Annotated in this window: 12 protein-coding genes; 5 read left to right on the top strand and 7 right to left on the bottom strand. The window is 67.9% G+C overall.

Translation table 11 applies throughout. The features are described from left to right. The first annotated feature begins 327 nt into the window (after positions 1-327). The gene (locus AC5Y5Z_RS25455) at positions 328-1,002 is read left to right on the top strand and encodes an MOSC domain-containing protein (protein ID WP_463828972.1); all 675 of its coding nucleotides are present in this window, start codon (positions 328-330) and stop codon (positions 1,000-1,002) included. Positions 1,003-1,041: 39 nt separating this feature from the next. Beyond that, the gene (locus AC5Y5Z_RS25450; RefSeq protein WP_463828973.1) at positions 1,042-1,794 is read left to right on the top strand and encodes a CPBP family intramembrane glutamic endopeptidase; all 753 of its coding nucleotides are present in this window, start codon (positions 1,042-1,044) and stop codon (positions 1,792-1,794) included. A gap of 1 nt (position 1,795) precedes the next feature. Here AC5Y5Z_RS25450 and AC5Y5Z_RS25445 read toward each other — a convergent pair whose 3' ends face one another. The 6 genes from AC5Y5Z_RS25445 to modA all read right to left on the bottom strand — a co-directional run bounded on the left by AC5Y5Z_RS25445 (position 1,796) and on the right by modA (position 7,172). After that, positions 1,796-2,818, bottom strand: a complete 1,023-nt coding sequence (locus tag AC5Y5Z_RS25445) for a zinc-binding alcohol dehydrogenase family protein (RefSeq protein ID WP_499928269.1) — start codon at positions 2,816-2,818, stop codon at positions 1,796-1,798. Between the two features lie 34 nt (positions 2,819-2,852). After that, on the bottom strand, positions 2,853-3,152 hold the full coding sequence (locus tag AC5Y5Z_RS25440) for a GlsB/YeaQ/YmgE family stress response membrane protein (protein WP_463828975.1): 300 nt from the start codon (positions 3,150-3,152) through the stop codon (positions 2,853-2,855). A gap of 87 nt (positions 3,153-3,239) precedes the next feature. Then, the gene (locus tag AC5Y5Z_RS25435) at positions 3,240-4,451 is read right to left on the bottom strand and encodes an alanine and proline-rich secreted protein Apa (protein ID WP_499928266.1); all 1,212 of its coding nucleotides are present in this window, start codon (positions 4,449-4,451) and stop codon (positions 3,240-3,242) included. A 62-nt stretch (positions 4,452-4,513) separates the two neighbouring features. Beyond that, complete coding sequence (locus tag AC5Y5Z_RS25430) at positions 4,514-5,623, bottom strand: sulfate/molybdate ABC transporter ATP-binding protein (RefSeq protein ID WP_499928264.1); 1,110 nt, start codon at positions 5,621-5,623, stop codon at positions 4,514-4,516. Continuing rightward, positions 5,620-6,414 (bottom strand): ABC transporter permease, encoded by a 795-nt coding sequence (locus AC5Y5Z_RS25425; RefSeq protein WP_499928262.1) that lies wholly within the window; start codon positions 6,412-6,414, stop codon positions 5,620-5,622. Before AC5Y5Z_RS25425 ends, AC5Y5Z_RS25430 begins: the two co-directional genes overlap by 4 nt. Next, positions 6,414-7,172, bottom strand: coding sequence for a molybdate ABC transporter substrate-binding protein (gene modA / locus AC5Y5Z_RS25420; protein ID WP_499928260.1), 759 nt, complete (start codon positions 7,170-7,172; stop codon positions 6,414-6,416). The genes AC5Y5Z_RS25425 and modA overlap by 1 nt, the downstream gene beginning before the upstream one ends. A 121-nt stretch (positions 7,173-7,293) precedes the next feature. Between modA and AC5Y5Z_RS25415 the strand changes: the two genes are divergently transcribed. From AC5Y5Z_RS25415 to AC5Y5Z_RS25405, 3 genes are all read left to right on the top strand, one after another. Next, the gene (locus AC5Y5Z_RS25415; protein WP_499918996.1) at positions 7,294-7,971 is read left to right on the top strand and encodes an SDR family oxidoreductase; all 678 of its coding nucleotides are present in this window, start codon (positions 7,294-7,296) and stop codon (positions 7,969-7,971) included. Positions 7,972-7,998: 27 nt separating this feature from the next. Next, on the top strand, positions 7,999-8,907 hold the full coding sequence (locus AC5Y5Z_RS25410) for an LLM class F420-dependent oxidoreductase (protein ID WP_499928258.1): 909 nt from the start codon (positions 7,999-8,001) through the stop codon (positions 8,905-8,907). Between the two features lie 142 nt (positions 8,908-9,049). Further along, positions 9,050-10,441 (top strand): NAD(P)/FAD-dependent oxidoreductase, encoded by a 1,392-nt coding sequence (locus AC5Y5Z_RS25405; RefSeq protein ID WP_499918963.1) that lies wholly within the window; start codon positions 9,050-9,052, stop codon positions 10,439-10,441. Here AC5Y5Z_RS25405 and AC5Y5Z_RS25400 read toward each other — a convergent pair. Beyond that, positions 10,438-10,842 carry a PaaI family thioesterase gene (locus AC5Y5Z_RS25400; RefSeq protein WP_463828982.1) on the bottom strand — a complete coding sequence of 135 codons (405 nt, stop codon included), beginning with the start codon at positions 10,840-10,842 and terminating at the stop codon, positions 10,438-10,440. The genes AC5Y5Z_RS25405 and AC5Y5Z_RS25400 overlap by 4 nt on opposite strands. Positions 10,843-10,874 lie beyond the last annotated feature (32 nt).

Here is a 10,874-nt window from a genome sequence, read left to right as displayed (position 1 = left end):
CACCTTGGTCATGTCATCGATCCAGGCCCAATACAGCGACGGGTCATCCCGCGGCGGCGGCGGCTCATCACACAACTGCTCGAACATACGTTCGATTATACCAAATTCTGCTGACTTAGACTTCTGTGATGGCTCGGGACTTCGGTGACGGTTTGCTGGTTTTGGGCGTGGGCCGCGGGGTCGTGTCACCACCAGGACCACTCGAACTGTCACCGATGTCCTGGTAGATAACATCTGACCAGACTTCCTCGCACAGCGGCGTGCTACGGGGGTGAGTCAGGATGGCTCGCTCGTGGCTAATCGACCGCACCGCGTTACCCTGTGCGGATGCCGAAGGTGTTGTCCGTCAACGTAGCTCGCGTCCGAAGCAATCCGGACCCCCGGGCGGCGGCCAAGATCACCGGCATCGACAAGCTGCCCGTCGCCGATGCCGTCGCGGTACGCGCGCCGGGCCCGCTGCGCCGCGGCCTGGGCAGCGGTCTGGTCGGCGACGCCATCGGCAACCAGAAGCTGCACGGCGGCGACGACCAGGCCGTCTACACCTATGCGCGAGAAGACCTGGACGACTGGGAAGCGAAACTCGCCCGCCCCCTCACCGACGGCATGTTCGGCGAAAACCTGACCACCCAGGGCGTCGACCTCACCAATGCGCTGATCGGTGAACGCTGGCGGGTCGGTTCGGACGGGCTGCTGCTGGAGGTCTCCGCCCCCAGAACGCCATGTCGTACGTTCGCGGCCTTCCTCGACCTCAAGCACTGGATCAAGACTTTCACCCAGGCGGGCAAACCCGGTGCTTATCTGCGGGTCATCGAGCCTGGGACGGTACGTGCCGACGACGACATCACCATCGACTACCGACCCGACCACGACGTGACAGTCGGACTGGTCTTCCGCGCGAAGATGACCGAACCAGAACTACTTCCGCAGCTCCTCGACGTGGAGGCGCTCTCGGCCGAACTCAAGACCTATGCGCGCCGGCGTCTGGCAGCGCAGCAGAACTAAGCCGCCGCGCCGGCGTCGTTCGCCGGTAGAATCGGTTGAATGCATGGCGGTACTGCGGACCGGGCTGACGTTGTGCTCGACGTGCAGTCGGGCCGCTCCCGCCTTTATGCCGACGTGGTCGTCGTCGTCGCGGTGCTGGTGACCGCGAACCTGGTCGCGCACTTCACCACGCCCTGGGCCAGTATCGCGACGGTTCCCGCCGCGGCGGTGGGGCTGGTTCTGCTGATTCGTTGGCGGGGTCTGGACTGGGCCGAGCTCGGTCTGGGTCGCGAACACTGGAAATCCGGTATGACCTACGCGCTGGCCGCCGTCGGGCTGGTCGTCTCGGTGATCGCGGTCGGAGTGCTGTTGCCGGCGACTCGGCCGATGTTCCTGAACAACCATTACGCGACCGTCTCCGGCGCGCTGATCGCTTCGATGGTCATCATCCCTTTGCAGACCGTCATTCCCGAGGAACTGGCTTTCCGCGGCGTGCTGCACGGCGCGCTGGACCGGGCCTGGGGATTCCGCGGGGTCGCGATGGCCGGTTCGCTGTTGTTCGGGCTGTGGCACGTGGCGACGTCGCTGGGCCTGACCAGCAACAATGTCGGGTTCACCCGGCTGTTCGGCGGCGGGTTCTTCGGAATGCTGGCAGGTGTGACGATGGCGGTGCTGGCGACCGGCGCCGCCGGATTCGTCTTCAGCTGGCTGCGCCGGCGCAGTGGCAGCCTGATCGCGCCCATCGCGCTGCACTGGTCGCTGAACGGGATGGGCGCGCTGGCCGCGGCCCTGGTCTGGCACCTGTCGACCTGACTCACACCAGCAACACGGCCGCGCCGGCGATGCGGCCGGAGCTGAGGTCGGCCAAGGCAAGGTCAGCCTGCCCGAGTGGATATTCCGGCGTGGTGAGGTGAAGCCGATGCTGCGCGGCGAAGGCGAGGAAGGCCCGCGCATCGGCTCGGGTGTTCGAGGTCACCGACCGTAGCTGGCGCTCCTGAAAGAGGTGGCGCTGATAGTTCAGGGCCGGGATGTCAGTGAGATGGATCCCGGCCACCGACAAGGTGCCGCCCCGGTCGAGTGCCGCCAGGGCGGGCAGCACCAGATCTCCGACCGGAGCGAAAAGTATCGCCGCGTCCAGCGGGACGGGCGGGGATTCGTCGGCACCCTGTGCGGAGGCGGCACCCAGCGCCAAGGCCAGCTCGCGCGCTTGTGCGCCGCGGGTCATCACGTGGACTTCGGCGCCCTGCGCCAACGCCACCTGCGCGGTGATGTGGGCGCTGCCGCCGAAACCGTAGAGGCCCAGCCGTCCGCCTGGCGGCAACTCGGCGCGCACCAAAGACCGGTATCCGATGATGCCGGCACACAATAACGGCGCCAGCTCGGTGTCGCGGTAGCCGTCGGGCAGGTGATGGGCAAAAGCTGCCGGCACCGTGGCGAATTCGGCGTAACCGCCGTCGGCATCCCATCCGGTGTAGCGCGATGCGGGGCACAGATTCTCGTCCCCCCGGCGGCAATATTTGCACTCCCCGCAGGTGTGGCGCAGCCAGGCGATACCCACCCGGTCCCCCACTGCGAAGTCACCAGCCACGTCGGCGCCGACCTCGACCACCTCGCCGACCACTTCGTGGCCGGGAGTGACGCGCTCCCGGTGGACGGGCAGATCACCCTCAGTGACGTGTAGGTCGGTGCGGCACACCCCGCACGCCAGGACTGCCACCAGCAGCTCAGCCGGGTCGGGCCGCGGGACGTCGACGGTGACGCGCTCGAGTGGCCTGCTGGGCATCGGCCCGGGTCGGCGCACCTGCCAGGCGGCCATCGTGGGCGAATGTGACGCCATCAGTGCACCGCGCCGCGGCCACGCAGTACGCCGGTTACGTCTTGCGCACCATTCCGACGAGCCACAGCAGGATCACCGAGCCGAGGATCGCAGTGAAGAAGGTGAACCACCAACCGCCCGAAGCGGTGTCGAAAGCGAAGCTGAGCAGAAAACCGCCGAGCAACGCTCCGACGACGCCGATCACGATGTTCATCAGGATCCCGGCGCCACCGCCGCGGACGATCTTGCCGGCGATCCAGCCCGCCAGCGCCCCGATGATGATGTAGCCGACAACACCCACGCTGGTCAGAGTTGTTGAGCGAGCGAGAAACTCGGTTGTTGCCACAACGTCCATGAGGGGTCTCCTTGCAGTCACTGACAGTCCAGCCCCAATGCCGGACCGTGATGTCGGGTATACCCCGTCTAGGTCACGAATTCGACACTAAGCGGGTTGGCTGCGTGGTTCGGCCGGCGCGGGATTTCCCGAGGCCGGAGCCTGGCCGGGAACCTGCGCGGGTGCAGGAGCGCCGGCGTCCGGTGCGGGCGCCCCTGGGACGGGCGCTGCCGGTGCCGGCGCACCCGCAGCCGGTGCCGGCGCCGCCGGAGCACCTGCCGCTGGAGCCGGCGCAGCCGGAGCACCTGCCGCTGGAGCCGGCGCTGCCGGAGCACCTGCCGCTGGAGCCGGCGCAGCTGGAGCGGGCGCTGCCGGAGCACCTGCCGCTGGAGCCGGCGCAGCTGGTGCCGGCGCACCGGGGACGGGAGCCGCGGGTGCGGGAGCGCCCGGGGCGGGGGCACCCGCGACACCCTCCGGAGCGGGAGCCGCCGGCGCATTCCAAGGCCGGATCGACTCGGCGAGCACCTTGGCGGCGTTCTTGTCGATCGGGTTATTGGACGTGCCCAGCCACACCACGAACCAGCGCTGCGGCGGGCCGGCCGCGGGGGTGGCGCCCGCGGGGGTGCCGACCACACCGGTCCAGATCTGGCCCACCGGCTTGGCGGCGTCGCTGAACTTCACCTCGTAGTACGACGCGCTGCCCGAGATCCCGTTGGCGTTGAGCGGAATCGTCTCCTGGTTGAGCCGGGTCCCCGGGTACGGCATGAAGAACTCGCCCATGTCCGAGCCGAGTCGAACCGCGGCCTTCGGGTTGGTGGCCTCGGCGCTCGCGTAGAGCTTCTGGTCCAGCCGCCCCAGCACGATCCGGGTGTCGTTGGCCACCGCCGGAGCCTGACCGGGCATCGGCGCCTCCCCGGCCGCCTTGCTCAGCAGCGCGGACCCGTAGTCGAGGTGGGACGCGTCCGACTCCACCCAGCCTGCCGGCACCACGAAGCTGAACCCGCCGATGGCGTTGGTCACCCGTCCAGGCTCAGGCGCAGCGGGGTCAGGCGGCGGCGCCATCGGGTCGGTCGGCGGGACCGCGTTGGGGTCACCGGGCTGCGCGATCGGCGCGGGTGCGCCGGGAGCGGGCGACGCACCGGCACCGGGCGGCGGAGCCGGAGACGCCTGGGCCGACGGGCTCGGCGGCGCCGGCTCCGGGTCGGCGCCCGCGGTTGCCGGCAAAGCAATGGTCACGACGCTGGCACTGGTGGCCGCGGCGATCGCCAACGACGCCCACAGCCCCTTACGACGGGTCGGGTTCGAGTGCACCTGCTGCATGGCGACGAACCTACCGTGTCAACGCTGCGAAGCAAGGATGGCCCGGCCGGTGTCACCGCAGTTCATTCCCGTCGCCGCCACACAGGATGCAGGGCCACTTCGGCGGCCCTGACGGTGAACCAGACCCGGTCCCCCGTCGTGAGCTGCAATTCTGCAGCCGCCTCGACGGTGATGTCGGCGGCCAGGCCCGGCGCACCGTCGGCTTGGTCGGCACCGCGGACCGTCACCGCCGCCCCGCGACTGTCCATTGCGGCGACGACGACTTCGACGATGTTGCGCGGGCTGCCGTGCGGTCTTTCCGCGTACACGGCCACACTCGCGGGTGCGAATACCGCCACCGCAGGCTGACCACCAGAGATCCCGGCCGCCGCACCCGCGGCGCCGTGCCAGATCTGGCCGGACGGGGTGTGTAGCGCACCGTCGGATCGGATCGTTCCGTTGACCAAGTTGACACCGGCGAACCGGGCGCCGAAATGACTGCGCGGGGCGGCCAGGATCTGGGCCACCGTGCCGGCCTCGACGATCCGGCCCGACTCGAGCACCAGCACCCGATCAGCAAGGGCCAGCACATCCAACAGGTCATGAGTGACCACAATGGCCGCACAGCCGCCGCGCACGACCACATCGCGCAACACCGCGCGAACCGAGGCGGCCGCAGCGACGTCAAGACCGGTCAGGGGCTCGTCGAGCAGCAGTATCTCCGGTTCGACGGCCAAGGCACGGGCAATCGCCACGCGCTGCGCCTGCCCGCCCGACAACTGCTGCGGCGTGCGCTCGGCGAGCTCCTCGGCGTGCACCCGGCCCAGCCAGTGCAGTGCCGCACGGTGATCGCGGGAGCGCCCGAACCGGAACAGCGGGCTCCGACTGCGCGGTCCGAACGCCACGTTCGCGGCGACCGTCAAATGCGGAAACAGCAGCGGATTCGGCAACAGCAGCCCGACTCGGCGGTCGTGTGTGGCCACTTGTATCCCGGCAGCGGTGTCGGTCAGCACCCGGTCGCCAAGTCGCACCAGCCCCGTATCGGGCCGCAGCAAACCCGCGATCACCTGCAGCGCGGTCGACTTCCCGGCGCCGTTGGGACCCAACACCGCCAGCACCTCCCCCGCGGCCACGCCGAATTCCACGTCCAGACAGCGCTCCTTGACCATCGCGCGCAACGCGAGATCGCTCATCGCGCTTCGGCCGCGATAAACCGGCGGGCACCCAGGCCGAGCACCACCAGGGCGGCGACCGCCACCAACAGCAGTGACAGCGCGACCGCGGCGTCGGGGTCGTCGACCCGGCGCAAATAGATCTCGAGCGGCAACGTTCGGGTGACGCCCTGCAGCGACCCGGCGAAGGTCAGCGTGGCGCCGAACTCGCCCAGCGCCCGGGCGAATGCCAGCACGGCCCCGGACACCAGGCCCGGCAGCAGCAACGGCATGGTGACCCGCCACCAGATCGTGGTGGGTCGCGCACCCAGCGTCGCCGCCACCACCTCGTAGTCGGCTCCGGCGCTACGCCCGGCACCCTCCAGGGAGATCACCAGGAACGGCAATGACACGAAGGCCTGCGCCAGCACCACAGCGGAGGTGCTGAACGCGATGCTGACGCCAGCGGCCTCCAGATACCGTCCCAGCAGGCCGAGCCGTCCGAAGACGTAGAGCAGCGCGATGCCCCCGACGACCGGCGGCAGCACCAGCGGAAGCAGAATCAGCGGTCGCAGCACGCGGACCAGGCGTAGCCGGCTGCGCGCGAGCACCAGCGCCATCGGCACCCCCAGCAGCACACACAACGCGGTGCTCGCCGCCGCGGTCTTCATACTGAGCAGCAGCGCGGTTGCCGACGATTCGCTGCTGATCAGCGACCAGAAGTGCAGCCAGTCCACCTTGAGCGCGATCCCGACCAGCGGCAGTCCGACAAAGACCGTCCCGATCGCGGCGGGCAGGTAGACCCAGCGAGGCAAATCCGTCCCGGCGCGCATCAGGGTTTGACGAAGCCCGCCCGGTCCAGGATCTGCTGCCCTGCCTGGCCGGTCACCGTCGCTGCAAATTTCCGAGCCAGCGCAGGCTGCGATGCGTTCTTCAGCACCGCGACCGAATAGGTGTTCACCGCGCGGGCGGCCTCGGGGAACCGCACCGTCGCCACCTTGCTGCCGGCGTCGAGCGCGTCGGTCACATACACCAACGCGGCGTCGGCCTGTCCGGAGGTGACTTTGTTCAGCGCGTCGGTGACGCTCGGTTCTTCGCTGACCGGGTGCAGTCTGACCCCGCTGATTTCTGCTACCCGGGCGGTGGCGGCGCCGCACGGCACCGGACGCTGACAGACCACCACGTGAAGACCCGGTGCGGCCAGATCGGCAAAAGACTGCACGTGCTTCGGATTGCCCGGTGCGGTCACGATGACCAGCGTGTTGGCGGCGAAGGTGGCCGGATCGGCGGCCGGCAGCCCGGCCTTCGCGACCTTGTCCATCTGTGCGACATCCGCGGAGGCGAAGACGTCGGCGGTGGCACCCTGGGTCAGCTGAGCGGCCAGGTCGGAAGAACCCCCGAAGTTGAACTTGACGTCGACCCCGGGGTTGTCCGCTCTGAACCGTTCGGCGATCTGAGTGAAGGCCGGGTTCAGCGATGCGGCCGCGAACACCACCAGCGCCCGGTCCCGCGACGGCGACGAGTGGCACCCGGTCAAGCCCACCACCAGCGCCGTCGCCAGGAAGACGGCGGGCAACCCGACACGGCGCATCGCTAGAACGTAGCGCAGCTGAATAGTTACCCGAATCGTCAGCGCGTCGTGGCGGTGTCCGGTTTCGCCGAATAGCTACTGTCCAGTAACATGAATCGGAATTGATGCCGCACAAGGAGGTCTGGCAGTGGAAGTTGTTGTCACTGGCGGCGACACCGATCTGGGGCGCGCGGTAGCCGAGGGGTTCCGCGACGACGGCCATAAAGTGACCCTGGTGGGCGCGCGCGGTAGCGACCTCGAGGTCATTGCCAAGGAACTCGACGTCGACGCGATCGTGTGCGATACCACCGATCCGGCCAGCCTCAGCGAGGCGCGCAGCCTGTTCCCCCACCACCTGGACACCATCGTCAACATTCCGGCCCCGACCTGGGACGCCGGCGACCCCCGGGCCTACACGCTGTCCGACACGGCAACGGCATGGCGCAAGGCATTGGACGCGACAGTGCTCTCCGCGGTGCTGACGGTGCAATGTGTCGGTGACCATCTGCGCTCCGGCGGGCACATCATCAGCGTGCTGCCGGAAAACCCGGCCACCGGCAGCGTGGACGCTGCGATCAAAGCAGCGCTCTCCAGCTGGGTCAGCGGCCAGGCCGAGGTGTACGGAACCCGGGGCATCACCGTGAACGCCGTGGCCTGCGGTCGCAGTGTGCAGGCCGGCTACGAGGGTCTTTCGCGCTCACCGGCGCCCGTGGCGGCCGAGATCGCCCGGCTGTCGCTGTTCCTCACCACCCCGGCAGCCCGGCACATCACCGGTCAGACGTTGCACGTGAGCCACGGGGCGCTGGCGCAGTTCGCCTGACACCCGCCGACGGCTACGGTGGACACCGTGGCAATTCGGCTGGGTTTCCAGATTCCCAACTTCTCCTACGGCACGGGCGTAGAAAACCTGTTCCCGACGGTCATCGCGCAAGCGCAGGAAGCCGAAACAGCCGGCTACGACTCGCTTTTCGTGATGGATCACTTCTATCAACTGCCCATGCTCGGGACTCCCGACCAGCCCATGCTGGAGGCCTACACGGCCTTGGGCGCGCTGGCCACCGCCACCGAGCGGCTGCAGCTGGGCACCTTGGTCACGGGCAACACCTACCGCAATCCGGCGCTGCTGGCGAAGGTCATCACCACGCTGGACGTGGTGAGCGGTGGACGGGCGGTGCTGGGCATCGGCACCGGCTGGTTCCAGCTCGAACACGAGCAGCTCGGCTTCGAATTCGGCACCTTCACCGACAGGTTCAACCGCCTCGACGAGGCGCTGCAGATCATCCTGCCGATGATCAAAGGCGAGCGCCCCACCTTCGCCGGAACCTGGTACCAGGCCAGCGAGGCCATGGCCAATCCGCGTTTTCGCGATCACATCCCGCTGCTGATCGGCGGCAGCGGCGAGAAGAAGACATTTGCCCTGGCCGCCCGCCATTTCGATCACCTCAACATCATCGCCAGCCTCGACGAGCTGCCGCGCAAGATGGAAGCGCTCAAGGCCCGCTGCGACGAAGCCGGGCGGGACCCGGCGACACTGGAGACCAGCCTCATGTTGACCGTGATCATCGACGAGAACTTCGACCAGTCGCGTGCCAATCCGCGCATGGTCGCCGGCAGTCCGGCGCAGATCGCCGATCAGGTGCAGGACAGGATTCTCGACGTCGGCGTCGGCGGCGTCATCATCAACCTGCCCAACGGGCATGTGCCCGGGATGATCACCACCGCGGCCGAGGCGCTGCGTCCGCTGTTCGGCCTGTAACGCGGATCACCCGCGAATTCGCTGGATGTGGTTTATCGCACAAGCTGGCGACTGGGTTTGTCGACGTGCGTTGACTAGGCTCAGGACGGGTATTAGCTAACCGCAATCGCCCGCCGAGGAGCCCCGTCAGGAGCAGCGAAAAATGAGCCCCCAGCAAGAACTCACAGTTGAACCGCGTCGCCGGCACCGGGTCGTGATCATCGGTTCGGGGTTCGGCGGGCTCAATGCGGCAAAGAAGCTCAAGCGCGCCGATGTCGACATCAAGTTGATCGCCCGCACCACACACCACCTGTTCCAGCCTTTGCTGTACCAAGTTGCCACCGGCATCATCTCGGAGGGCGAGATCGCACCGCCCACCCGCGTGGTGCTGCGCAAGCAGCGCAACGTGCAGGTGTTGCTGGGCAACGTCACCCACATCGACCTGGCCAACAAACTGGTCGTCTCCGAACTGCTGGGTCACACCTACGAAACTCCGTACGACAGCCTCATCATCGCGGCCGGTGCCGGTCAGTCCTACTTCGGCAACGACCACTTCGCCGAGTTCGCGCCAGGCATGAAATCCATCGACGATGCGCTGGAATTGCGCGGCCGGATCTTGAGTGCCTTCGAGCAGGCCGAGCGGTCCAGCGACCCGGAGCGACGGGCCAAACTGCTGACCTTCACCGTCGTCGGCGCCGGGCCGACCGGCGTTGAAATGGCCGGACAGATCGCCGAACTGGCCGAATACACCCTCAAGGGCGCATTCCGGCACATCGACTCGACCAAGGCGCGGGTCATCCTGCTCGACGCGGCCCCCGCGGTGTTGCCCCCGATGGGTGAGAAACTCGGCGATCGGGCAGCCGCCCGGTTGCAGAAGCTGGGTGTGGAAATCCAACTCGGCGCCATGGTCACCGACGTGGACCGTAACGGAATCACGGTCCGCGACGCAGACGGCACCGAACGGCGGATCGAATCGGCGTGCAAGGTGTGGTCCGCCGGTGTGCAGGCCAGCCGATTGGGTCGCGACCTGGCCGAACAGTCAGACGTCGAACTGGACCGGGCCGGCCGGGTCCTGGTGTTGCCCGACCTGTCCATTCCCGGGCACCCCAACGTCTTCGTCGTCGGCGACATGGCCGCCGTGGAGGGTGTCCCGGGGGTGGCGCAGGGGGCCATCCAGGGCGCCAAGTACGTCGCGAACAACATCAAGGCCGAACTCGCCGGCGCCGACCCCGCCGAGCGGGAACCGTTCCAGTACTTCGACAAGGGCTCCATGGCGACGGTGTCGCGGTTCTCCGCGGTGGCCAAGATCGGTCCGCTCGAGTTCAGCGGCTTCATCGCCTGGCTGATCTGGCTGGTGCTGCACCTGGTGTACCTGATCGGGTTCAAGACCAAGATCACCACGCTGCTGTCCTGGACGGTGACGTTCCTGAGCACCCGACGTGGCCAACTCACCATCACCGACCAGCAGGCATTCGCCCGAACGCGCCTCGAACAGCTGGCGGAACTGGCCGCCGAAGCGCAGAACTCCGGCGCGGTCGCGCGGAAAGCCAGCTAGACCTCGAGGTTCTGCAGCCGTACCTGGCCGCGGGCCACGACCCGGTCGTCGTCGTCGGTGATCGTCACCTGCCATAGCTGCTGGCGACGGCCGCGGTGCACGGGCTCGGCTCTGCCGTACACCGTTCCGGACTTGATCGCCCGCAGGAAGTCGGTGTTGTTGTTGACGCCGACCACGTTGCCGCCGCCGTGCTCGGCCAGCCAGGTGTAGGCGGCCACACTCGCCATGCTTTCGATCATCGAGCAGTAAACCCCGCCGTGCACCAGGCCCATCGGCTGCAGCAGGTGCGGTTTCACCTCGAGCTGCGCGCGGGCGCCCTCGGGACTGAGTTCGGTGAACTGCAAACCGAGCTGGTTGTCGAACGGGGCTTGGAAATCGGCGGTACCGGACGCGGATGACACGCCCTTGTGTCTACACCATGGGTAGCTGTGAC

Source organism: Mycobacterium sp. NGS29 (genome assembly GCF_059812965.1).
Note: the sequence above shows the minus strand (reverse complement) of the source record. Positions and strands in the feature narration are given on the sequence as shown.

Bases quoted from the DNA above. Each gene is read 5' to 3' on its own strand.
- AC5Y5Z_RS25455 (WP_463828972.1), top strand. From the start codon at position 328: ATGCCGAAGGTGTTGTCCGTCAACGTAGCTCGCGTCCGAAGCAATCCG.
- AC5Y5Z_RS25450 (WP_463828973.1), top strand. From the start codon at position 1,042: ATGCATGGCGGTACTGCGGACCGGGCTGACGTTGTGCTCGACGTGCAG.
- AC5Y5Z_RS25445 (WP_499928269.1), bottom strand. From the start codon at position 2,818: ATGGCGTCACATTCGCCCACGATGGCCGCCTGGCAGGTGCGCCGACCC.
- AC5Y5Z_RS25440 (WP_463828975.1), bottom strand. From the start codon at position 3,152: ATGGACGTTGTGGCAACAACCGAGTTTCTCGCTCGCTCAACAACTCTG.
- AC5Y5Z_RS25435 (WP_499928266.1), bottom strand. From the start codon at position 4,451: ATGCAGCAGGTGCACTCGAACCCGACCCGTCGTAAGGGGCTGTGGGCG.
- AC5Y5Z_RS25430 (WP_499928264.1), bottom strand. From the start codon at position 5,623: ATGAGCGATCTCGCGTTGCGCGCGATGGTCAAGGAGCGCTGTCTGGAC.
- AC5Y5Z_RS25425 (WP_499928262.1), bottom strand. From the start codon at position 6,414: ATGCGCGCCGGGACGGATTTGCCTCGCTGGGTCTACCTGCCCGCCGCG.
- modA (WP_499928260.1), bottom strand. From the start codon at position 7,172: ATGCGCCGTGTCGGGTTGCCCGCCGTCTTCCTGGCGACGGCGCTGGTG.
- AC5Y5Z_RS25405 (WP_499918963.1), top strand. From the start codon at position 9,050: ATGAGCCCCCAGCAAGAACTCACAGTTGAACCGCGTCGCCGGCACCGG.